General features: G+C 35.3%; 28 protein-coding genes and 1 riboswitch. Of the genes, 20 read left to right on the plus strand and 8 right to left on the minus strand.

Annotated features, from left to right (window positions below; genetic code table 11):
- The 4 genes from folB to H3S74_RS01975 are packed head-to-tail and all read left to right on the plus strand — an operon-like array spanning window position 1 to window position 2,077.
- Window positions 1-369 (plus strand): dihydroneopterin aldolase, encoded by a 369-nt coding sequence (gene folB / locus H3S74_RS01960; protein WP_198247101.1) that lies wholly within the window; start codon window positions 1-3, stop codon window positions 367-369.
- A gap of 20 nt (window positions 370-389) precedes the next feature.
- On the plus strand, window positions 390-1,388 hold the full coding sequence (locus H3S74_RS01965) for an MBL fold metallo-hydrolase (protein ID WP_198247102.1): 999 nt from the start codon (window positions 390-392) through the stop codon (window positions 1,386-1,388).
- Window positions 1,389-1,436: 48 nt separating this feature from the next.
- The gene (locus H3S74_RS01970; protein ID WP_110448097.1) at window positions 1,437-1,643 is read left to right on the plus strand and encodes a hypothetical protein; all 207 of its coding nucleotides are present in this window, start codon (window positions 1,437-1,439) and stop codon (window positions 1,641-1,643) included.
- A gap of 5 nt (window positions 1,644-1,648) precedes the next feature.
- Window positions 1,649-2,077: an EamA family transporter gene (locus H3S74_RS01975; protein WP_086359021.1), complete on the plus strand. Its 429-nt coding sequence runs from the start codon at window positions 1,649-1,651 to the stop codon at window positions 2,075-2,077.
- On the opposite strand, the gene moeA is transcribed toward H3S74_RS01975, so the two are convergent.
- The 3 genes from moeA to rsmI all read right to left on the minus strand — a co-directional run bounded on the left by moeA (window position 2,069) and on the right by rsmI (window position 5,549).
- Window positions 2,069-3,292: a molybdopterin molybdotransferase MoeA gene (moeA, locus tag H3S74_RS01980; protein ID WP_198247103.1), complete on the minus strand. Its 1,224-nt coding sequence runs from the start codon at window positions 3,290-3,292 to the stop codon at window positions 2,069-2,071. The genes H3S74_RS01975 and moeA overlap by 9 nt on opposite strands.
- A gap of 122 nt (window positions 3,293-3,414) precedes the next feature.
- Window positions 3,415-4,506 (minus strand): redox-regulated ATPase YchF, encoded by a 1,092-nt coding sequence (ychF, locus tag H3S74_RS01985; protein WP_034902214.1) that lies wholly within the window; start codon window positions 4,504-4,506, stop codon window positions 3,415-3,417.
- A 179-nt stretch (window positions 4,507-4,685) separates the two neighbouring features.
- Entirely contained in the window at window positions 4,686-5,549 is an 864-nt protein-coding gene (gene rsmI, locus H3S74_RS01990) for a 16S rRNA (cytidine(1402)-2'-O)-methyltransferase (RefSeq protein WP_198247104.1), read from the minus strand.
- A gap of 331 nt (window positions 5,550-5,880) precedes the next feature.
- Here rsmI and nlpD point away from each other — a divergent pair, with 331 nt between their 5' ends.
- The 6 genes from nlpD to H3S74_RS02020 all read left to right on the plus strand — a co-directional run bounded on the left by nlpD (window position 5,881) and on the right by H3S74_RS02020 (window position 11,016).
- Window positions 5,881-6,966 carry a murein hydrolase activator NlpD gene (nlpD, locus tag H3S74_RS01995; protein ID WP_110448094.1) on the plus strand — a complete coding sequence of 362 codons (1,086 nt, stop codon included), beginning with the start codon at window positions 5,881-5,883 and terminating at the stop codon, window positions 6,964-6,966.
- 108 nt (window positions 6,967-7,074) lie between these two features.
- Entirely contained in the window at window positions 7,075-7,827 is a 753-nt protein-coding gene (gpmA, locus tag H3S74_RS02000; protein ID WP_034902210.1) for a 2,3-diphosphoglycerate-dependent phosphoglycerate mutase, read from the plus strand.
- An 88-nt stretch (window positions 7,828-7,915) separates the two neighbouring features.
- On the plus strand, window positions 7,916-8,494 hold the full coding sequence (locus H3S74_RS02005) for a thymidine kinase (protein WP_198247106.1): 579 nt from the start codon (window positions 7,916-7,918) through the stop codon (window positions 8,492-8,494).
- Between the two features lie 96 nt (window positions 8,495-8,590).
- Entirely contained in the window at window positions 8,591-9,799 is a 1,209-nt protein-coding gene (locus H3S74_RS02010) for an aldose 1-epimerase family protein (RefSeq protein WP_198247107.1), read from the plus strand.
- A gap of 162 nt (window positions 9,800-9,961) precedes the next feature.
- Window positions 9,962-10,555: a UbiX family flavin prenyltransferase gene (locus H3S74_RS02015; RefSeq protein ID WP_198247108.1), complete on the plus strand. Its 594-nt coding sequence runs from the start codon at window positions 9,962-9,964 to the stop codon at window positions 10,553-10,555.
- An 11-nt stretch (window positions 10,556-10,566) separates the two neighbouring features.
- Complete coding sequence (locus H3S74_RS02020; protein WP_198247109.1) at window positions 10,567-11,016, plus strand: pyridoxamine 5'-phosphate oxidase family protein; 450 nt, start codon at window positions 10,567-10,569, stop codon at window positions 11,014-11,016.
- 87 nt (window positions 11,017-11,103) lie between these two features.
- On the opposite strand, the gene H3S74_RS02025 is transcribed toward H3S74_RS02020, so the two are convergent.
- Window positions 11,104-11,508 (minus strand): GFA family protein, encoded by a 405-nt coding sequence (locus tag H3S74_RS02025; protein WP_110448089.1) that lies wholly within the window; start codon window positions 11,506-11,508, stop codon window positions 11,104-11,106.
- A gap of 281 nt (window positions 11,509-11,789) precedes the next feature.
- Between H3S74_RS02025 and H3S74_RS12520 the strand changes: the two genes are divergently transcribed.
- Window positions 11,790-11,918 (plus strand): hypothetical protein, encoded by a 129-nt coding sequence (locus H3S74_RS12520; protein ID WP_255518840.1) that lies wholly within the window; start codon window positions 11,790-11,792, stop codon window positions 11,916-11,918.
- A 667-nt stretch (window positions 11,919-12,585) separates the two neighbouring features.
- Window positions 12,586-12,816 (plus strand): hypothetical protein, encoded by a 231-nt coding sequence (locus H3S74_RS02030; RefSeq protein ID WP_198247110.1) that lies wholly within the window; start codon window positions 12,586-12,588, stop codon window positions 12,814-12,816.
- A gap of 93 nt (window positions 12,817-12,909) precedes the next feature.
- On the opposite strand, the gene pdxT is transcribed toward H3S74_RS02030, so the two are convergent.
- Both pdxT and pdxS read right to left on the minus strand, forming a co-directional pair.
- Window positions 12,910-13,503: a pyridoxal 5'-phosphate synthase glutaminase subunit PdxT gene (pdxT, locus tag H3S74_RS02035; RefSeq protein ID WP_198247111.1), complete on the minus strand. Its 594-nt coding sequence runs from the start codon at window positions 13,501-13,503 to the stop codon at window positions 12,910-12,912.
- Window positions 13,503-14,390, minus strand: coding sequence for a pyridoxal 5'-phosphate synthase lyase subunit PdxS (gene pdxS, locus H3S74_RS02040; protein ID WP_086363324.1), 888 nt, complete (start codon window positions 14,388-14,390; stop codon window positions 13,503-13,505). The genes pdxT and pdxS overlap by 1 nt, the downstream gene beginning before the upstream one ends.
- Before the next feature lie 150 nt (window positions 14,391-14,540).
- On the opposite strand from pdxS, the gene H3S74_RS02045 reads away from it, so the two are divergent.
- The 8 genes from H3S74_RS02045 (at window position 14,541) to tenA (ending at window position 20,767) form a co-directional block, all read left to right on the plus strand.
- Window positions 14,541-15,941 (plus strand): PLP-dependent aminotransferase family protein, encoded by a 1,401-nt coding sequence (locus H3S74_RS02045; protein WP_198199652.1) that lies wholly within the window; start codon window positions 14,541-14,543, stop codon window positions 15,939-15,941.
- Window positions 15,942-15,976: 35 nt separating this feature from the next.
- A complete protein-coding gene (locus H3S74_RS02050; RefSeq protein ID WP_198199654.1) occupies window positions 15,977-17,197 on the plus strand; it encodes an MFS transporter in 1,221 nt (406 codons plus the stop codon).
- Window positions 17,198-17,244: 47 nt separating this feature from the next.
- Entirely contained in the window at window positions 17,245-17,388 is a 144-nt protein-coding gene (locus tag H3S74_RS02055; RefSeq protein ID WP_181414678.1) for a hypothetical protein, read from the plus strand.
- Complete coding sequence (locus tag H3S74_RS02060; RefSeq protein WP_198199656.1) at window positions 17,381-17,863, plus strand: GNAT family N-acetyltransferase; 483 nt, start codon at window positions 17,381-17,383, stop codon at window positions 17,861-17,863. The genes H3S74_RS02055 and H3S74_RS02060 overlap by 8 nt, the downstream gene beginning before the upstream one ends.
- Window positions 17,864-18,358: 495 nt before the next feature.
- Window positions 18,359-18,622, plus strand: coding sequence for a SemiSWEET family transporter (locus tag H3S74_RS02065; protein WP_034903376.1), 264 nt, complete (start codon window positions 18,359-18,361; stop codon window positions 18,620-18,622).
- 461 nt (window positions 18,623-19,083) lie between these two features.
- A complete protein-coding gene (locus tag H3S74_RS02070) occupies window positions 19,084-19,314 on the plus strand; it encodes a hypothetical protein (RefSeq protein ID WP_110448084.1) in 231 nt (76 codons plus the stop codon).
- 137 nt (window positions 19,315-19,451) lie between these two features.
- Window positions 19,452-19,832: a DUF1161 domain-containing protein gene (locus tag H3S74_RS02075; RefSeq protein WP_198199658.1), complete on the plus strand. Its 381-nt coding sequence runs from the start codon at window positions 19,452-19,454 to the stop codon at window positions 19,830-19,832.
- Between the two features lie 131 nt (window positions 19,833-19,963).
- A riboswitch (TPP riboswitch) is annotated at window positions 19,964-20,053 on the plus strand.
- Window positions 20,054-20,104: 51 nt separating this feature from the next.
- Complete coding sequence (tenA, locus tag H3S74_RS02080) at window positions 20,105-20,767, plus strand: thiaminase II (RefSeq protein WP_198247113.1); 663 nt, start codon at window positions 20,105-20,107, stop codon at window positions 20,765-20,767.
- Window positions 20,768-20,836: 69 nt separating this feature from the next.
- On the opposite strand, the gene asnA is transcribed toward tenA, so the two are convergent.
- Together asnA and allD are read right to left on the minus strand one after the other, a co-directional pair.
- Window positions 20,837-21,829, minus strand: a complete 993-nt coding sequence (gene asnA / locus H3S74_RS02085) for an aspartate--ammonia ligase (RefSeq protein ID WP_198247114.1) — start codon at window positions 21,827-21,829, stop codon at window positions 20,837-20,839.
- A 567-nt stretch (window positions 21,830-22,396) separates the two neighbouring features.
- Window positions 22,397-23,446 carry an ureidoglycolate dehydrogenase gene (gene allD, locus H3S74_RS02090; protein WP_198247115.1) on the minus strand — a complete coding sequence of 350 codons (1,050 nt, stop codon included), beginning with the start codon at window positions 23,444-23,446 and terminating at the stop codon, window positions 22,397-22,399.
- Between the last annotated feature and the right edge of the window lie 41 nt (window positions 23,447-23,487).

Consider the following 23,487-nt stretch of genomic DNA (forward strand, 5'->3'; position numbering starts at 1 on the left):
ATGACATTAACAATTAAAGATAGAGTATTCATTGAATCACTAACGGTTTATACCACTATTGGTGTTTATGATTGGGAAAAAACGATTAAACAAAAGTTAGTTCTTGATCTTGAAATGGCATGGGATAATCAACCTGCTGGGCAAAGTGATGATGTGAAGTTTTGTTTAGACTATTTTGTTGTGTCGCAATCAATAACGTCGTTTATTGAAAGAAATAAATTTGAATTGATTGAAACTGTAGCTGAACGTGTCGCAATGTTAGTCATTGAGCAATTCTCGGTACAATGGTTGAAAATAAAAGTGTCAAAACCTGATGCCATTGCTAATGCTGGTAACGTTGCGGTATTAATAGAACGCAGCGCTAAATAACTACAACTAGATATCCCTTAATGAGTAAAGCGAACAAAATAATATGTGATCAGTCACATCATAAAAAGAAAGGTTTTGATAATACTGAACCTTTTTCAATTAAATTAACTGATGCTTTGCGTTGGCGACTGCAACGTAAAGTGTTACCGCCGAAAGGCGGATATCAAGCATTCATCCAAAATTGGGTTAGCTCAATTGATATTAGCTTAAGCGGTGATAGAGTTTGGTGGATCGGACATTCTACTACCTTGATAAAGCTTGATGAACAATGGATATTAACCGATCCAGTTTTTTCTAACCGGGTTTCGCCGGTTCAATTTATTGGGCCAAAACGACGAACAAAACCAGCAATCACTATTAATAAATTACCGTCAATTAATGTGGTGGTCATATCTCATAGTCATTATGATCATCTTGATTTTAATAGTATCTGCCAACTTATCACGCAGTTTCCACAAATTACTATTCTGGTGCCTTTGGGACTTAAAAGTAAATTATTAAAATGGGGGGCCAAGCAAGTTATTGAGTTAGATTGGTGGCAATCGACCAATGTTAATGGAATTACCTTTACTGCTACGCCAGCAAAACATTGGAGTAATCGAGGTGCATTTGATGTGAATAAAGCATTATGGAGTGGATGGGTTATGCAGACAGATATTGATAAACCATTATCAACTAAAACGGTCTACTTTATGGGGGATACAGGTTATTGCGCAAGCTTAAAGAAAATAACCGATAAATTTAAGCAGATAGACCTTGCTTTGATACCAATTGGTGCTTATGCACCACGTTGGTTTATGCAATCGCAGCATATAGATCCACAACAAGCTGTACAACTTTATGATGAATTAAATTGCCAATCAGCCATTGCGATCCACTGGGGGGCTTTTGAATTGGCTGATGAGCCATTAGATGAACCACCAACATTATTAAATTCATTAAAGAAAGATAGAGCTTTTTATATATTAAAAATAGGTGATAGCTTAGCTATCAATCAGCGCAATAATGAACTAAAATAATTAGCAATAATAATTTAAACTACATTTTGATATCTGAGGGGAAATATAATGAAATCTGTAATTATTGCATTAACTTGTTTAACGCTTAGTTTAGGTTTAACTGCTTGCGGTGGCAAAAATGATGAAGGTAAACAATATCATTGGTCAAAAGCTCATGGCGTTCTCGAAGATTGCCGTGGTGTAATGAATAAATCAGAGCAATGTCAAAGAAATTCTAATAATCAACAATATTTATTCCAAATTGATAGGTATTAATTTATATGAGTGCTTGGCTTATTTATGCATTATTATCGGCGATTACTGCGGCTTGCGTAGCAATTCTCGGTAAAATTGGTTTACAACATCTTGATGCTAATACTGCGACAGCAATTAGATCTATAGTGATGGCAGTATTTTTAGTTGGTGTTGTTGTTGTACAGGGAAAACTGAATTTAATTAATACTTTTTTTAATGATAAAAAAGCACTGCTTATTATTGCATTGAGTGGCGTTGCTGGGGCGTTATCGTGGTTATTTTACTTTATGGCAATAAAAGAAGGGAAAGTATCGCAAGTCGCCCCCATTGATAAACTTAGTGTCGTTTTTGCGGTTATTTTTGCAGCCATCATATTTGGCGAAAAAATTTCATTTCTTTCGGCTATAGGCGTTGCCATGATAGCTGCTGGGGCGATATTAGTTGCACTATTTTAATAGTGTATTAAACAGCTCAACAGTTACTATCTCACCTTTGGTTACATTGCCTCTATCTTTTTCAAGTAAGATAAAGCAATTAGCATGATTAAACGATTGCGTGAGATGGGAGCCTTGTTGACCAGTTGAGACAACCTCTAACTCGCCATTAGTTGAAATTTGCAATACACCTCGTTGAAAATCCAATCTACCGATACTTTTTTTCAGATTTGTTGCTGTTTTTACTTTAAGTGATAACTCAACTTCTGTTAAATTTTGTCCAGCAAGCGCCAAAATTAATGGCTGAACCAATTGATAAAAAGTGACGAGAGTTGAAACAGGATTACCCGGCAATCCGCAAAATAACGCATTACCTATATTGCCAAAGGCAAACGGTTTTCCTGGTTTTATGGCAATTTTCCAGAAGTTAACTTTACCCAGTTCCTCTAGTGCCATTTTAGTATAATCAGCATCCCCGACTGAAACACCGCCACTACTAATCACTAAATCAGCTTGTTTAGATGCGGTTTCGAGTGTTTGCTTAATTTTGCTCGGATCATCGACAATAATCCCTAAATCAATAATTTCACAATTTAATTTGTTTAATAATAATTTGAGGGTAAATCGGTTACTATCATAAATTGCACTATTATTTGCTAATGGGCTGCCAATCTCGGTTAATTCATTACCGGTGGAAAATATTGCAACTTTTACTCTTCGATATACTGTTAACTCAGCAATACCAAGTGTTGCTAAACTGGATAAGGTCGGAATAGTTAATCGAGTACCTTTTTCGACAATAACCGCACCTTGTTTAGCATCTTCACCTATATAACGAATATTACTAGCTGGTTTTATCTCCTGTAAAAATTTAATTCCTGATTCAGTTTGTTCTGTCTCTTCTTGCATTACAACTGCACTAGCTTCGTTAGGAACTGGTGCACCAGTCATAATTCGTAAGCAACTACCTTTAGGCCAATTTAATGATGAGATATCGTCACCTGCATAAATGACTCCTGCTAACGGTAATAACGTCGATTTATTGATATCAGATAATCTTACAGCATAACCATCCATAGCTGAATTATTAAAGCTAGGTACATTAATTGGAGAAATAACAGGTTCAGCAGTGATTCGATCTAAGGCATCAAATAATGCTACTTTTTCCATTGCCGGTTTATGATTATTTGTTGCTTCAAGTATATTTTTTTTGGCTTGTTCAAAGGTTAATAACATAAATGAAGCTCCTTATAATCGATTTTCCGTGGTGTTAGACAAGTAGTTAATTGATAGCAGATAATCTATTGAGTTATATAAATATATGATAATGATGCCGTAATATACGGCATCAACAAAGATTAAACATTAAATAAGAAATTCATAATATCACCATCTTGTACGATATAATCTTTCCCTTCAGAGCGCATTTTGCCTGCTTCTTTAGCGCCTTGTTCACCACCATATTTAATGAAGTCATCAAAAGCAATGGTTTGTGCTCGAATAAAGCCTTTTTCAAAATCGGTATGAATTTTACCGGCAGCTTGTGGCGCAGTATCTCCAACAGAAATTGTCCATGCCCGAACTTCTTTAACACCAGCAGTAAAGTAAGTTTGCAGATTAAGTAAACTATAACCTGCGCGAATTACTCTATTTAAGCCAGGTTCAGTTAAACCAAGGTCTTGCATAAATTCATCGCGATCAGCGTCATCAAGTTCAGCTAATTCAGCTTCAATAGCAGCACAGACAGGTACAACGACGGCTTTTTCTTGCTCAGCAATAGCTTTGACTTTTTCTAAATATGGGTTGTTTTCAAAACCATCTTCATTAACATTAGCAATATACATTGTTGGTTTTAGGGTTAAAAAGCTTAAATATTTAATTGCATCTAATTCTTCTTTACTAAAATCGAGTAATAATAGTTTTTTGCCTTGTTCAAGATGAGGTAAACATTTATCTAAGATTTCAAGTTCGTACTTTGCGTCTTTATCACCACCTTTAGCACGTTTTTGTAAACGGGTAATGGCTCTTTCGCAAGCCTCAAGATCAGCTAACGCAAGTTCAGTATTAATGATTTCAATATCTTCAGCCGGATCGATTTTACCTGCAACATGAACGATATTTTCATTTTCGAAACAACGAACAACGTGGCCAATCGCTTCTGTTTCACGAATATTGGCTAAAAATTGATTACCGAGGCCTTCACCTTTCGATGCACCTTTAACTAATCCTGCAATATCAACAAATTCCATTGTAGTAGGTAAGGTTCGCTGTGGTTTAACAATTTCCGCAAGTTGATCTAAACGCGGATCTGGCATTGGCACTACACCTGTATTCGGTTCAATCGTACAAAACGGAAAGTTAGCAGCTTCGATTCCTGCTTTGGTTAGTGCATTAAAAAGCGTTGATTTACCTACATTAGGTAGTCCGACAATTCCACATTTAAATCCCATACTGTTTATTACCTTGTATTATAAAAATCTTAAAAATAGGCAGCAATTATATACTAAATTAGGCTAATTATGCTAATGTTGATACTGATATAAAATATTGAGCAAAACAAGTGTATTAAGTTTAGGAACTAAAAATTGTTGTTCCTATCATCATAATTAACTATTAATTACCTTTTTGATTAATTTTCCAGTGATAAACCGATCTGATATAATTGATTTTTCTTCAGCCCATACATCTCTGCGGTAATTGCCGCTGCTTTTTTCAATGGTAACTCTTTAACTAATAACTTTAAGGTAGTCATGACTTTGGCATCAATAGCATTATCAGTTTTGCTATGTCCTTCAACAATTAGAACAAATTCGCCTTTTTGGCGATTACTATCTTCTTGTAACCAGTCAATTAACTCATTTACTGGATAGTTGACAATCGTTTCCCATGTTTTAGTGAGTTCTTTTGCTAAAACAATATGTTTATCGCACCCCCAAATTGTTTGCATATCATTTAGGGTTTCTAACAGTCGATGAGTTGATTCATAAAAAATCATTGTTCGACTCTCTTCGCATAAAGTAGTTAGATAATCTTGACGAGCTTTGGTTTTTGCCGGTAAAAAACCTTCATAACTGAATTTGTCAGAAGGTAATCCAGCAACCGATAATGCGGCAATAGCCGCACAAGCGCCCGGAATTGGTACCACATTAATATTATTTTCTCGACAAGCTTTCACTAGGTGATAACCAGGATCATTAATTAGCGGTGTGCCTGCATCTGAAATTAATGCAATTGATAAACCTGATTTTAGTTTTTCGATCAAAACTTGTGCTTTTTCTTGTTCATTGTGATCGTGTAAAGCAAAAAGTTTAGCTTTAATACCTAGGTGTTGTAATAGTAGTCCACTATGTCTAGTGTCTTCAGCCGCAATAAGATCAACACTTTTAAGTGTATTAATGGCTCTTAGTGTAATATCATCTAAATTACCGATGGGTGTTGCAACAATATATAAAGTCATTCTATTTTGATCACTGTAAATTTTATGGTAAGACATTAAATATACTATACCAAACCTTGTTTTATTGTATATACTCATTACCGTGAAATTAGTTTTAATGACTATTGGATAAAAATATTGCTTGAATGCTTTTTTTTATTGATGATATTTATTCGTTCTATAGTTAGTAGGTTATTTAGAATGCGGGAATTATTTATATATTCTGTGAACAATTAGCCATCAAATGAGATGTATTAATAACTTTTAAATCAAGAATTGTACATTTTTGCCAGTGATTTTATTGATTTACTTTACAAGTAATTAATATAATAGCTTTTTGTTGTAAAAAAGTTAAAATGTGCATAACAAAATAATATAATATAAATTAATGAAAGGTGTTATTGTGAAAAAAATTCTCACATTAAGTTGTTTAAGTTTGATGATCGCCGCATGTACACAAACTAATCCAGCTCAAATTGAAGATATTTCTGACTCTTCCAGTTGTTCTACTTCGTCGGTATATTCAAAACCACCGGCGAATATTTCTACTGGGACTCGTTCTTCGTCACAAATTTATTCATCATCAACACCAACAACATCTCGCTCGCCAGTTACAGCCAATAACAATAGCACTAGAGATAGCCAAAGTGTGGTTACCTCCAATGAACGTATTGTTTACAATCGTGACTACAATGATATACCTAAAGGTGGTTATCAAGGTGATACTTATACAGTTAAACGAGGTGATACACTTTTTTATATCGCTTGGGTAACAGGTAATGATTATAGAGCATTGGCAGCCAAAAATAACATTAAAGAACCATTTGCTGTAAATGTGGGGCAAGTATTGGATGTTAGTGGTGGTACAACAGTGGTTGAAACTAAAAAAACCACCTCTACTATGCCTGTTGTCACAACAAATAATAACAATAACGGTTCAGTAACCAATACCACGACTAAAACTAAACCGGTTGTAACGACAGTTACAACAACTACAACTACAACTTCTGGTAAAAATAAACCAACCAATACGATTCAAACTACGGAAACGGTAACTGAACCAGTTGATACTGCAGTGCCAACTAAACTACCAACTACATCTAACGTAGCTAATATTGTATGGCAATGGCCTGCACAAGGTAAAATTATTGAAAAATTTTCTAATGCTAGCAAAGGGATTGATATCTCAGGTAATTTAGGTGCTAAAGTCGTTGCTGCGGCTAATGGCCGAGTGGTTTATTCAGGTAATGCATTACCTGGTTATGGTAATTTAATTATTATAAAACATAACGATGACTATTTGACAGCGTATGCACATAACCAAACCATTTTAGTTAAAGAACAACAAAATGTTCGTGCTGGTGAACAAATTGCTACCATGGGGGCTACAGGAACTTCATCAGTAAGATTACATTTTGAAATTCGTTATAAAGCACAATCAGTCGATCCGTTAAAATACTTACCGACAAAATAATCGGTATTTTATATTAATATAGAGGCTTATGACTAATTAATCAGGTGTTTTATTGCAAACCAATTTGATTTAACAATTTTATTTTACGTAACTTAAGGAGTTATATTCATGGCAGTAAAAAAATTAGTTCTTATTCGTCACGGAGAAAGCGTTTGGAATCAAGAAAACCGTTTTTGTGGTTGGACTGATGTTGATTTATCTGACAAAGGTAACAAAGAAGCAGCAGAAGCGGGTCAATTATTAAAACAAGAAGGTTTCGAATTTGATTATGCTTATACTTCTGTTTTAAAACGTGCAATTCACACATTATGGCACGTTTTAGATGCAGTTGATCAAGCATGGTTACCGGTTGAAAAAAGCTGGAAATTAAATGAACGCCATTATGGTGCGCTACAAGGTCTAAATAAAGCTGAAACTGCTGCTAAATATGGTGATGAGCAAGTTAAATTATGGCGTCGTGGTTTTGCGATTACTCCTCCTGCACTTGAAAAATCTGATGAGCGTTTCCCAGGGCATGACTCACGTTATAGCAAATTACCAGAATCTGAATTACCTTTAACTGAAAGCTTAGCTTTAACGATTAAACGTGTTCTTCCTTATTGGGAATCAACTATTGCTCCTCGTGTTGCTAAAGGTGAACGTGTAATTATTGCTGCTCACGGTAACTCACTTCGTGCACTAGTTAAGCATTTAGATAACATCAGTGATGATGATATTATCGATCTAAATATCCCAACTGGTGTGCCACTAGTTTATGAATTTGATGACAACATGAAAGTTGTTAAACACTATTACTTAGGTAATGCTGATGAAATCGCCGCTAAACAAGCTGCGGTAGCGAACCAAGGTAAAGCAAAATAGTATTAATTAATCTAAAGGGTAAGTTGAATAACTTACCTTTTATTTCCTAACACAGGGAATAAATATTTAACTTTTTGAGACGCTAATTTTGTCGAAAATTTATTATATTTATGGCGTAATGAACGCCGGAAAATCTACCGAATTACTGCAAATCGACCATAACTACTTAAGTAATAATATGCAAACATTATTGCTTAAATCTTCGGTTGATACTCGAGATTCCGCTGTTGAAATTGTATCTCGGCTTGGCTTACGTAAAAAAGCATTACAACTTGACGATAGTACAGTGGATGGCATAATTGAGCACATCAAACAAAATAATTACGCTTGTATTTTAATTGATGAAAGTCAGTTCTTATCATCTAATACCATCTGGAAATTATCTGATGTTTGTGATGAATACGGTGTTCCTATGATGTTTTTTGGTTTAAAAACAGATTACATGGGGCATTTATTTGAAGGTTCGAAAACCCTATTAGAAATTGCTGATAATTATAGAGAACTTAAAACGGTTTGCTGGTGTGGTAAAAAAGCCACCATGATCCTTTTAGAGGGAGAAAATGGGCAAATAGTGAAATTTGGAAATTCGATACATCTTGGTGATAGCGAGTATCATTCAGTTTGTCGAAAACACTGGAAAGCTGGACAGGTAAGACCAAATCATTAAATTTACTTGTGCATTTGGATAAATATTCTAGCATCAGAAAATAATGCTCATATTTTGATGTGCAAAAATATTAAATTATTATAAGGAATTAATCTCATGAAAATTAAAAATACATCATTAGCTATTTTACTAGGTTTAGTTTCATCTTCCGCCAGTGCAAAAGATTATGTAATTACCGATGGAGATAGAGTAATTCAAAAAGGTGATTGGCAAATATCAAACAAAAATATTAGTCCAGATGCACCTTCTTTTACTATTGAAAATGTAATTCTCAAAGGTGGGAAGCAAGAGGGATCTGAACTATTAACGATTAAGAGTGAAGGCTTAACAATTAATTTAAGCCCAACTCGTGGTTTAGGTATCGTAAACGTTGAAGGTAATGGGATTCGCTTAGGTTGGGACTCTCCGGTTAAAGAGATTGTTAATCCTAAATATATGAATTTAGAAAGTCGTGGTGGTGCAGGTTGGCTAGATGGCTTTAACGAAATGATGGTTCGTTGTGGTTTCGAATGGACAGGGCATGCTGTGCAAGCTGATGGTATGATGTATACACTTCATGGTCGTGCACAAAATACTCCTGTGTCAAAATTATTTGTTGAGGTTGAAGATCAAGCTCCTTTTACGATTACTATAAGGGGATTAATCAAAGAAAATACTTTTAAGAAGAGCAATTTTGAAACTTGGGTTACTATCCGACATGTTCCTGGCAGCAAAGAATTTACCGTACATGATATCCTGACTAATTTAAGTGATTATGATCGTGATTATCAAATTATTTATCACAGCAATTTCGGTACGCCAATTTTAGAACAAGGGGCTAAATTTGTTGCACCAGTTAAAGAAATTTCACCTTTCAATGAATATGCAGCAACTGGTTTGAAAAATTGGCAAACTTATCAAGGGCCAACCAAAGGCTTTGATGAAATGGTTTATAACATTTTCCCTTATTCAGATGCAAATAATCAGACTCAAGTTATGTTGACGAATAATGCAAGTGATAAAGGGGTTGGAATTGCTTTTAATACTCAACAATTACCTGTACTGACATTATGGAAAAATACTGATACGCTTAAACAAGGCTATGTAACTGGTATTGAACCAGGAACAAGTTTTGCTTATCCAGTTACAATTGAGCGTGAGCAAAAACGTGTGCCTCAATTGGGTGCGGGCAAAAGTACAGAATTTATTTTAACTTATAGCCTATTGTCAAATAAAGAAGAAGTGGCAAACTATGATGCTAAAATAAAGGCTATTCAAGGAAACAAACAGACCAAAGTAGTTGAAGAGCCTATGGCAAAAGAATAAGTCATTCACAAATACCGCTAACAATTTTGTTGGCGGTATCTTTTCTTGTTCAAAGAAAGTTTTAATCATCCTGTCGATTCAAAATATTATTATCTATAATATGTTATTCTAAGCTACACTAATCAACAAATTTTCGGATTCAATTAAATAACAGGAATAAATATGGCTGCGAAAAGGATAGTAATTGGAATAAGTGGTGCTACAGGCTTTGCTTATGGTATCAAAGCTTTAGAACTATTAAAACCAATGGATATTCAGACACATCTAGTGATCTCAAAAGCGGCAAAAATTACCGGTCATTATGAGCATTCGAAATCACAATTAACGCAATTGCAAGGGTTAGCTGATGTTATATATGCGATCGATAATATTGGTGCAGCGATAGCGAGTGGCTCATTTAAAACAATGGGAATGTTAGTTGCACCATGTTCAATGCGAACACTTGCAGCTATAGCGAATAGTTTGTCAGATAATTTACTTACTCGAGCAGCAGATGTGGTATTGAAAGAGCGTCGTCGATTAGTTTTAATGACGCGAGAAGCGCCATTACACTTAGGTCATATCAAAAACATGGAGGCAGTGACTTTAATGGGAGGGATTATTTTTCCACCAGTTCCTGCCCTATATCAACACATTGAAAGTGTTGATGATATTATTACTCATAGTGTTGCTAGAGCGCTCGATCTGTTTGATATTGATGTACCTTGTTTACCTCGCTGGGGTGAAGATAGGAATCTTAATCAAAAGCCTGAATAAAAAGTAATATCATGAAGACAAACGAGTTTAAAATAGCGCAATTTATCCAGCAACAACATGTACTAAATTTATGTGTGATATTGGCTAAAAGCCAGCCATGGGCATGTAATGTCTTCTATGTATTTGACAAAGAGAATTGGTGTTTATATTTCTTATCGGAATTGAAAACTAAGCATGCACAAGCAATGCTACAGAATCCAAATGTTGCTGGTACTATAAGTATTAATCCAAAATCGATAACTAAAATTCAAGGTATTCAATTTAGCGCTATAGCTGAACAACTCATTGATAATGAAGCTAGCAATGCTTATAAGCTTTATTATTCCGCCTTTCCTTTTGCAAGAGTTATGAAAGCACCGATTTGGTCACTACGATTGCAAGAAATTAAGATGACCAATAATCTGATTGGTTTTGCGCACAAAAGCTATTGGCAACGAGACGAAGATCTGAAAAATCATTAATTTGATAAATGGTATGTTAGGTTTTAGCATAATCATTATCTAATCACAAACTAAAACCCACTAATAACTTAAATCAAAAATGAGTTATCACAACTTGGATGGGATATTTTCCTCATATTCAGTATCACCATCACAAATAGTATCCCAATTGGCTTTTGAACCCATATAAATGTGTATACGCTTTTCAGCATTAATTGGCTCATTAATCAATCCAATACGTAATCGGTAAGTACTATTATCATTATCACGACTAGAAAATAGATGTGAACCACAATTACCACAAAAATGACGGTTGACACCTAAGTTAGAAAAAACTTTTATATTTTCTTCCCCTTTGATAAAAGTTAAATCTTCCTTGTTAATGAGTGTGGCAGAATTAAAGGCTGAACCGGTTTGTTTGCGACAACGTGAACAGTGACAAAAAACAATCGCTTTGATATCACTATTTAGTTGATAGACAATTTCGCCACATAAGCAGTTACCTGTCATCATGATTAATTTCCTTGTATTATTTATAGTCGTATTATTACCGCATTTTACATGCAAATTTAAAATAAGCTATAGATAGCTAAATGATCAGCATAATTCAACAAAAGCACAAAAATTTGAGGAACGGGGTTTTTAAAGCCTAAATCTAGCCACAATTTCACTGACATTGGTTATAAAACTAAAATCAGCTAGCTCTGAACATAAAAGTTTATTTCTAGCAAATCAGACTGGAATACTTCATCTAAGCGACATTAGCAATATGCTGACAACTGAGTGAGGTTAGCATGGCAAACAGGGATGTTTGGCAAGGCTGTGTTTTGTCAGGAACAAATACAGCCGGTGCGTTAAAAGCGAACGCAGGCGGAAGGCTGTCACATAGTGACCACTTGCGTGGTCGCCGCGGGAGTTTGTAAAGAAGGTTCGCGCAAACCCTCTTTACTCGGACGTAATCGCCGAATAGAAATAACTGCAAAACAACAAAACGTCCGAAACTAAAAAAGCAAAAAATATGAGGAACGGGGTTTTTTAAAGCCTAAATCTAGCCACAATTTCACTGAAATTGGCTTTAAAACTAAGATCAGTTAGCTCTAAATATAAAAGTTTATTTCTAGCAAATCAGACTGGAATACTTCATCTAAGCGACATTAGCAATGTGCTGACAACTGAGAGAGATTAGCATGGCAAACAGGGATGTTTGGCAAGGCTGTGTTTTGTCAGGAACAAATCACAGCTGGTGCGTTAAAGCGAACGCAGGCGGAAGGCAGTCACGAAGTGACCATTTGCGTGGTCGCCGCGGGAGTTGGTAAAGAGGGTTCGCGCAAACCCTCTTTACTCGGACGTAATCGCAGTATAGAAATAGTGACCAAACAACAAAACGTCCGAAACTAAAAAAACAAAAAAGTTGAGGAGAGGGTTTTTAAAGCCTAAATCTAGCCACAATTTCACTGACATTGGTTATAAAACTAAAATCAGCTAGCTCTGAACATAAAAGTTTATTTCTAGCAAATCAGACTGGAATACTTCATTTAGCGACATTAGCAATGTGCTGATAACTGAGAGAGATTAGCATGGCAAACAGTGATGTTTGGCAAGGCTGGTGTTTGTCAGGAACAAATCACAGCTGGTGCGTTAAAGCGAACGCAGGCGGAAGGCAGTCACGCAGTGACCATTTGCGTAGTCGCCGCGAGAGTTGGTAAAGAGGGTTCGCGTAAACCCTCTTTACTCGGACGTAAACGCCATATAGAACTAATCACCAAACAACAAAAAGTCCGAAATTCACCGAATAAAAAATTTGAGGAACGAGGTTTTTAAGACAAAAAAATGGCACTAATAATTAGTGCCAATAATCAAATATTACTAAAATTTGCCATTTTTATAGTTTAAAAATGGACTATATTTTAAGCATTAACATTTTTCAACAAAATAGCGCATTATGCGGTTATCAGTAGTTAGTTCTGGGTGGAATGAACATACCAAAATATTATCTTGTTCCGCCATTACACAATGATTATCAACAAAAGCGAGTTGTTTTACTTGTTTACCTGCTTTGGCAATATAGGGGGCACGAATAAATACCGCCGGAATTTGCTGACCGATAGGTGCAATATCTAACAGTGTTTCGAAGCTATTTATTTGCCGCCCAAAGCCATTTCTTTCAACAATAATATCTATTAGTCCCAGTTGTTCAACCTCATTATGACTCGTTTCAGTGCCACAAAGTACTAATCCAGCGCAGGTGCCAAAAATACCTTTACCTTGTTTAGCAAATGCTTGGATTGGTTCGAATAAATCATTTTGTCTAATTAAACGACTTATTGCTGTTGATTCACCTCCCGGAATAATTAAGCCATCAAGTTGACGCAATTGTTCGGTTTTTTTAACTGCAATAGGGCACACAAAATCAATGCTAGCAAGTATGTTTAAATGTTCAGTTACGGCACCTTGTAAATTAAGCACCCCAATGATTTTGTTAGCTTTTAAGTTGGCAATTGTTGTCATTACCAGCCTCGATCTTGCATTCTTTCTGATTCGGTTAATTTACTGATTTCAATCCCTTTCATTGCTTCACCCAATCCTTTGGATAATTCAGCTAATCTTGGATAATCATCAAAATAAGTTGTTGCTTGAACAATCGCTTTGGCAAATTTTTCTGGATTTTGTGATTTAAAAATACCTGAACCGACAAATACACCATCAGCACCAAGTTGCATCATTAATGCAGCATCAGCTGGTGTGGCTACACCACCGGCAGCAAAGTTTACGACTGGTAATTTACCAAGTTGTTTAATTTGTAATACTAATTCATATGGCGCGCCAATTTCTTTGGCAAATGTCATGAGTTCATCCTTTGATTTACCAACGACTAAACGAATTTGTTCATTGACACGGCGCATATGTCTAACCGCTTCAACAATATTGCCTGTTCCTGGCTCACCTTTGGTTCGTAACATAGATGCACCTTCACCAATTCGGCGTAATGCTTCTCCCAAATCTCGACAGCCACAGACAAAAGGCACAGTGAATTCATCTTTCAATAAGTGATATTGTTCATCAGCAGGAGTCAACACTTCACTTTCATCAATATAATCCACCCCCATTGATTCTAAAATACGTGCTTCAACAATATGGCCAATTCTTGCTTTGGCCATAACAGGAATTGTTACTGCTTTCATTACTTCTTCAACAATGGTCGGATCGGCCATTCTTGCGACGCCACCAGCAGCACGAATATCGGAAGGAACACGTTCTAAAGCCATAACAGCTACGGCACCCGCTTGTTCAGCGATTTTTGCTTGTTCGGCATTGACGACATCCATTATCACGCCGCCTTTTTGCATTTGTGCCATTCCGCGTTTTACAGTTTGTGTACCAGTATGTTGTTTCATTGCTACTCCTGATTAATTAATGTTAGTTGTCTAATGTCAGGACTATTATTCAAAATTAAATCACTGCAATAAACAGCCAATTGGACTATAATTAACCCATCCAATTTTGCTTTTAAGGTAATAAGTTCTAGAAAACTTAAAAAATAAAAGATGTGGAATAAACAAAAATTGAGCCTTTTTAATGGCGCATTATTTAAAAAAGTCACGCAATTGATTGAGAACTATATCGAACAAGGAGTATTAATAGCCGGTGAACGATTACCATCTGAGCGTAATTTAGCCAAAGATCTACAAGTTAACCGTTCAACTATTGTGCATGCGCTAGATAGTTTGACTGAACGAGGTATATTAGTGCGAAAGCAGGGCTGTGGGACTTTTGTTAATGAACAAAAGTGGGGGCTGCAAGCTTATTCGACTATTAATTGGCGATTGCCAGCCAATTTTTATCATCATCGTCAAAATGTATATCACCAAAAAGTGGCACAGGTTCGGCATCAAATGGATCATATTTGTGATTTAGCTAATGGTGACTTGCCCACTAATATGATCCCTAAATTAATATTACCAAATATTACTTCCCATGAAATGGTTGCTTACGAAAAGAAAAGCGACATGTTGCAATTAGGGCTTCCTTCGCTTAAGCAGCAAATTGCGCATTATATGAAGAAACAATTTGCTATGGTGGTTGATACCGAACAAATTCTTATTACCTCAGGCACTCAACAATCTCTTTTTTTGATTACCCAAGGATTATTAAAACCTGGCGATGCGATAGGTATTGAATCACCATCATATTTTTATTCATTACCATTATTTCAAGCTGCAGGATTGCGTTTATACGGTATTGAATGTGATGAAGAGGGTATTACTTTAGAGAGTTTACAAAAAGTTACCTTAGAGCGACAAATAAAATGGTTATTTCTAAATCCTATCTTTCAAAATCCAATTGGTTGTGTGATGAGTAATCAGCGCAAGAAGCAGGTACTGGCATTTTGTCGAAAACAATGTATTGGTATTGTTGAAGATGATGCCTATAGTGGATTAGCTTTTGATGAAAAGACCAATATTTTACCGATTAAAAAATTTGATGTAAGTAATCAAGTGGTCTATTTAGGATCTTTATCCAAATATATCGGCCGTAATATACGTATTGGTTGGATGATAGCACCAAGTGAAATTATCGAAAAATTAGCCAATATCCGGCATCATATTGACTCTGGCTTAAGTATTTTACCGCAACTATTAGCTGAGGAATATTTAAGTCACCATTATCAAACACATCAAAAATGGCTCCGCCAACAATTGCAGAATAAAGCTAATCAATTAATGGATTGGCTTGATGATTATTTTAATGGTGATGTTATTTACCGAGTCCCAACCGGAGGTTTTCATTTATATGCTCATTTACCAGTTAATAATGCTGCACAAGAACTGACAATATTAAATCAATTGTTGTCAAAACATATTATTGTTTCGCAAGGTACTGACTTTGGCGATAATGTGGGTTCTATCCGATTAAGTTATGGACATTTTGAAAAAAAATTGCTTTGATCACACATACTAAAATCTGCGTTAAATTATTGATTATGGAAAGTTCTAAAACCGCATTATTATCTACCAATAAATTATTGCTTATTGCCGGCACTGGCTGGCTTTTTGATGCAATGGATGTTGGATTATTATCTTTTATATTAGCTGCTTTAAAGCAAGATTGGGGATTAACACCATCACAACTTGGTTGGATTGGCAGTGTTAATTCAATTGGTATGGCTGTTGGTGCCTTTTTATTTGGTATTTATGCTGATAAAAAAGGTCGCAAATCAGCTTTTCTATTCACTTTATTAATGTTTAGTATTGCCAGTGGCTTAAGTGCTTTTGCTTGGGGGTTAGGTAGTTTATTCGTTTTACGATTCTTCATTGGTATGGGGCTAGGCGGTGAATTACCCGTTGCATCGACGCTAGTTAGTGAAAGTGTTGAGCCTGAAGTACGCGGGCGCATTGTGGTATTACTTGAAAGCTTTTGGGCTGTAGGTTGGATTTTAGCTGCGCTAATTGCTTATTTTCTAATTCCTCTGCCTGCCGTTGGTTGGCGTGGCGCAATGATATTATGTGCAATACCAGCTTTTTACGCGCTTTACTTACGCTTTAATTTACCGGACTCACAATCGTATCAACATCAAAATAGCCATGCTCAAACAGAGCCAGTTATCAAAAAAATACAATCACTATTATCAAACTCATTCCGACGTCAAACGATAATGTTATGGATAGTATGGTTTTGTGTAGTATTTTCATACTATGGCATGTTCTTATGGTTACCAAGCGTAATGATGCTTAAAGGCTTTGATATGGTAAAAAGCTTTGGTTATATTCTCATGATGACCTTAGCCCAATTACCCGGCTATTTTACAGTTGCGTGGTTGATTGAACGAGTAGGGCGTAAATGGGTATTAATAGCATATTTATTGGGTACTTTAATCAGTGCTTATTTATTTGGTATTGCTGACTCAATTAACCAATTGCTTATCAGTGGAGCATTATTATCATTTTTCAATTTAGGAGCATGGGGAGCAATGTATGCTTATACACCAGAACAATATAGCACCAATATTCGTGCTACCGGTGCTGGTATGGCTGCATCTATTGGTCGAATTGGTGGCATATTAGGTCCATTAATGGTTGGATTCTTAATGGCTAACCAAGTTGGTGTAAGCATGATATTTGCGCTATTTAGTTTATCAATTCTGGTTGCTATTTTAGCAATATTATTGCTTGGCAAAGAGACCAAACAAACTCGTCTTTTATAACTAATTAACCACCTTAGTTGTTTTAGTTGTGGACGTTTTATTATATTATGACTAGTTCTGTATGGCGATTACGTCCGAGCAAAGAGGGTTTGCGCAAACCCTCTTTACCAACTACAGCCAGTCTTGTCAATGTTGGCGATAATGAAGTTGTTGAAGTAAATCATAATGAAAATAGGAAACACATTGGATAATTCTACATCTAAAATTGAAATAAAAGCATACTCTTCACTCTATGCCATTGAAATATGCGATTTGTTTCATTCGACTATTCATGCTATTGATACCGATATTTATAGCAAAGCAGAGCAAGAAGCATGGTGCCCAACACCACCAGATTATCAGATGTGGCTAAAACGTTTAGATAACACTCAGCCTTGGATAGCTATCTTTGGCTCACGCCTTGCGGGATTTATTGAACTTAAAGATGATGGTTACATAGACTGTTTTTACGTGCATCCTGACTTTCAAAAACGAGGCGTAGCTAGAAAACTCTATAACCATGTGCTCGATTTGGCCCACCAGAAAAATTTTTCACAATTAAGTGTAGATGCATCAAAAGTGGCCATGCCAATTTTCCAAAAATGGGGTTTTATAATAAAGCGAGCTAACAAAATATACAGAAAAAATCAGGTACTGATAAATTACCATATGTATAAAACACTTTGATTTTTATTGTGGCCTTTGTACGATAAATCTTCACTTAAACTAAATTCCTAACCGCGCTTTTTTGAGGCATTAGGGGTTATATTTAGACCTAAATACCTCTAGATAAGTGACTATTTATCGTCATTTCCCTGTTTTAGGCGCAAATTTCCTGCTGTACTGTTATTTATTCCTGACAAAACACAGCCTTGTCAAACATCCATGTTTGTCATGCTAACCTTACTCAGTTGTTAATACTGCTACTGTCGTAATCAGTTTTTGTACATTGCTTGTTAAGCTTAACGATAATATAAAAGCAAAAAAATTCAGCAAAGCAATTTGGCAAACCAAAGTAAATTTTTTTATTTTTTATTTTCAAAATATTACTAATTTTGCCAGTTATTTTTTATCATTTTATTTACATAAAATTGTCTAAAAGCTAGGTAGCACAAGGTTTAATTCGCTGATTATCTATGATAGATTAATTTCTCCATTCACATTTAAGCAGGCAGGTTGATCTTGAATCTTTCCCCTAAAGCTTTCCATTATTTAGGCGTCGTTGCAACGATTGCATCATTAGGCATGTATGTGTCATATATCCCACAAATTATCGACAATCTTCATGGTTTTAAAACCAATCCAACTCAACCATTAGCAGCAGCAATTAACTGTTCATTATGGGTTTGTTATGGATTATTACAACCTAAAAAAGATTGGCCGATTGCTATAGCTAATTCCCCTGGTGTTTTGTTTGGTTTAATTGCGTTTTTTACGGCATTGTAAATATATTGTTATACTTCTTTGTATTATTTCAATACAGCATAATTTAAACCTTATGCTGTATTTTTTTATCAAAATTTTATCAAATTGTTAGATGATTTCTATTGACAAATATAGAGTATTTATTTTCAAAAATAGGTTTTTATATTGCAGATTAAATTTTAACCTTGAAATTAAATTCATAAATATCAATTTGTTATAGAGTTATCAACAGGTTTGTTAAATACTTATCAAATAATTAAGTGAATAATTCACAAGTTAGTTTTGAATAAATGAAAAAGTTTTAGTTTGTGTTATTTGATTCAATCATTGTCATCTATTTGCGATTCGATTATATTGGAGATCCGGCTGTTTATTAAACAGAGTTTATTTTTTAATACTCTTTTATATTAAGTGGTGATGTTATTAATTTAGATGTCGACTTAATCGTATGAGCGTTAAAGATATAAAATAAGGAAATCAAAATGACTAACATTAATCTTTCTGACGATTTGATAAAAGATTTTATCTATTCTATGTACCGTAAAGAAGTATTATTAAATTTAAAAGGGGTTGTTTTGACTGATGAAGATCGTAAACAACTTCATGAAAAAAGAGATTTTGTTAATCGATTGTCTGAAACTGAATTAGCCGATATTCGCTGTTGGGTTTTAGATAAATTGAAAGTACTTGAAAGCCAGCATAAGCAAGATTAATCGGTTAGAATCTTGCGCTAACTTCATTAATAAACTGATAAAATTTATTTATCATATTGCTTATAACGATATGGAAAGTTTTATCAATCGTTTTACAATGCAACAAGACTTATTATTTATAATTTATAGGAAAGGGTATGAAAAAGTTAGTCGTGGTTTTATTGTTAGGTCTTCCAATGGTTGCCGCTGCTTCTAATTGTGAAGAAATTAGTGCCAGTATCGCTGAGAAAATCAAAAACAATGGTGTTGATGAAAACAGTTTTCAATTAAATTTAGTTCCATCAGAACAAGCTGAGCAAGGCGTTGCAGGTAAAATTGTCGGATCGTGTGACCGAGGTCAACAAAAGATTGTATATATTCGTTCACAAGATAATTCGGTAACAACTGAAGCAAAACAACAAGAGTCTTCAATTTCTAATCAGCAAGCCGAAAAAGCTGAATTAGAGAAATCTTCTCAACAAGAAATAGTAGCGCCATCTTCAGAAGATAATCAGCAAATTGACTCGAAGACAGAATAATTACTGATTATTAGCTACAGTTATAGAAGATCTATCGGTTAATTAATGAAGAATATTTGAATAAATAGTAACGGTTAATAAACTATTATTTTTACAAAAATTGTTATTTATTTTCTGAGCTATTATTCATCTATATTTATCCGGGGTGCCTTAGGCTGAGATTATACCCGTTGAACCTGATTCGGTTAGTACCGACGAAGGGAGTATAAAACACGCTTTTCTGCAAGTCTGTTGTACTCCTTAATTACTAATTTTTATAAAAAGGAGTCATCATGTCATCATTTTATTCACTTATTCAATCATGCCAAAGTGATTGGGATAACTATATTCAACATGAGTTTATTCAACAATTAGGTAAAGGTACATTAGATATTGCCTGCTTTCAACACTACTTAAAACAAGATTATCTTTTCCTTATCAATTTTTCCCGAGCATGGGGATTAGCAGTGTATAAAAGTCATGATCTGATTGAAATCAAACAATCTTTAAATAGCTTGAAAGCAATTGTTGAAGTTGAACTAGACTTACATATTGAATATTGTAAAAAGTGGCAAATAACTGAGAACGAACTTAACCTATTAACTGAAGCCAAAGCAAATAGTGAATATACGGGTTATGTATTGGATGTCGGATTACATGGGGATATATTAGATTTGCATATTGTATTAGCGCCTTGTTTAATTGGTTACAGTATGATTGCTGATTGGCTAACCAAACAACATTGGTATGATGCTAACAACAATAGATATAACAGTTGGGTTAACATGTATGCTAGTAAGGAATTCCAACAAACAATGCAAAATGAAATTGCGTGGATTGATCAGCGCTTAGTAAATTTAGATGCTAGTCGCATTGAACATTTAACAAAATTATTCAGGCAAGCAACTAAACTTGAAACTGGTTTCTGGCAAATGGGATTAGATAAAAGTATTTAAATAATAAGCATACTTTACCACTCTGGGTAAAGTATGCTGAATTTGAACTATATTTAAACAATGTTTAAACTAAAGTAGTTTTGAATAATCTCGTTTGGTGGCATCGTCCCAAACGCTTGCTTGTACTTGGCCAATATGTTGTTGCTGTAAAAGTAACATGGTTAATCGTGATTGGCCAATTCCACCACCAATTGTTTGTAAAAAATCACCATTAGCTAATGCTTTATGCCACGCATATTGAAGGCGATCTTCATTATTAGTCAGTTTTAATTGTCGTTTTAAGGTTTCTGGATCGACACGGACTCCCATTGATGAGATTTCAAAACCACTATTTAGCACAGGATTCCAAACTAAAATGTCACCATTTAAGCCTTTTGAACCCATTTCATTATCACTACTCCAATCATCATAATCAGGAGCACGGACATCATGTTTTTCATTATTTGATAATTCACCACCAATACCAATTAAAAATACGGCGCCTAACTCTTTGGTAATTGCATTTTCACGCTCTTTCGGTGATAAATTTGGATAACGTTTTAACAGTTGTTCACTATCCATAAAGGTAATTGTTTCGGGTAAAAAACGTGATAGATGATATTTTTCAGAGACTGCTTTTTCAGTCGCTTTAATTGCACTATAAATTTTTTCAACCGTTTGTTTTAAATAAGCTAAATTGCGATCTTCGGGACGAATCACTTTTTCCCAATCCCATTGATCAACATAAACAGAGTGAATAGGCGAAAGTTTATCTTCATCCGGGCGCAGAGCCTTCATATTGGTATAAATGCCTTCACCAACAGGAAAATTGTGCTGACTTAACGTTTTACGTTTCCATTTAGCTAGTGAATGAACAACTTCGAATTGTGCATTTGGAATACTTTTAATATTAACTTGAACGGCTTTTTCGGTACCTGACAAATTATCTTGAACGCCGTCACCAATTTGACTCAATATTGGTGCTTGAACTTCAATTAATGATAGATTATTTGCTAATTGCTCGGCAAAAAATTGTTTAACAAAATTGATTCGTTGTTGCTGCTCTTTAAATGATATTGTCATGTTTAGTCTCGAAATATAAAAAAATTTGTGTTGTTAAATTAAACTAGAAAGCAGAAATATGCAAGTTTAGTTAACTGGCTTAAACTAAAGATCAAAAACTATCTCAATTACTTCTAAAATATATTTTTACTAATAACTATTTATGATGTTTTTACAAACTAATTATCTTTTATCTATTGCTAATAATTAGTGTCAGGACCACTTAGTTATTAAATCAGCTCACACTAAACATAAAAGTTTATTGTTTGCCAATCAGTTTGGTGTGTTTTATTTAGCGACCTTAGCAACGAGCTGACAACTGAGTGAGGTTAGCATGGCAAACAGGGAAGTTTGACAAGGCTGTGTTTTGTCAGGAACAAATCACAGCCGGTGCGTTAAGAGCGAACGAAGGCGGAAGGCAGTCACATCGTGACCACTTGCGAGGTCGCCGCGGGAGATGGTAAAGCGGGTTGCGCCAACCCGCTTTGCTCGGACGTAATCGCCGTATAGAACTAGCTACCAAACAACAAAACGTCCGAAACTCAGCGAATAAAAAAATTTGAGGAACGGGGTTTTTTAACCTCGATACTATTCCGCAAATTTATTTTTATGATCATATCGATTATAGTGAATATCATCGCTAATTAAATAGTTATAAATATCATCGACAATTTCTATACCATTTATTTGATAATCGGCTTCACGTTTTCTGCTTCGTTCTCCTGGGAAGAAGACTTCACTATTACCTTTGGCTGGTTTAGTTTGTTTTAGTTGGTCAAGCATAGCAGACATACTTTGTTTAAATATATCAAGGCCAATAAAATATTCAGGATTGATAACAATATGCAGATGGCCAAGGTCACGGCCTTTGGATAAATCAGCATACATGGATGAAACATTTTTACCAAATGGTAAGCCAAGTAATATGCCAGAAAGTACATCAACCATCATCATTAATCCATAACCTTTAGCATCGGCAATCGGTAATAGTGCATTTACTTTATATGGATCAGTAGTAGGCTCACCTAATTCATCAACCGCCCATGTAGGTGGAATTTGGGCACCTTTGGATCTAGCATATAATACTTTTCCCCAAGCTTGAACTGTGGTTGCCATATCGAATGAGACAATTCGCTCGTTATTGGTGGGAGCAGCAAATGCAATAGGATTGGTACCAAAAAATTCTTCAGCGCCACCATATGGAACTGCCATTGGATCAGATTGGCACATGGATATGGCGACTAAGTTTTGTTTGGCTGCCATCTCGGTAAAATAGCACAGTGAACCACTGTGTGACATTCGACGAATCCCAACTACTGCAACACCATTTTTCTTCGCCATTGCTATCGCTTTGTCCATACCGACCTTAGCAGCAACTAATCCACAACCATTATCAAAATCTAAGATTGCTGACGATGGGCCAGTCTCTTTATAAGTGACATTAGGATAGGGAGTCATGCCACCTTTGGTAATCCGTTCCGCGTAATATTCAACTCGTACGGCGCCGTGCGAGTGAATACCTCTGGCATCGGCAAATGCCAGTGTATCTGCGGCGATATCGGCATGCTCTTGAGTTAATCCAGCTTTATGTAACTTTTTGGCAATCAAGTTATGTAGTGTTTGTCTGTCTAATCTCATATTTAAACTCCTGTCCAAGCTATCTATCCGTTACTGCTGAG

Source organism: Gilliamella sp. W8126, from assembly GCF_016102185.1.
GTDB classification, from domain to species: domain Bacteria; phylum Pseudomonadota; class Gammaproteobacteria; order Enterobacterales; family Orbaceae; genus Gilliamella; species Gilliamella apis_A.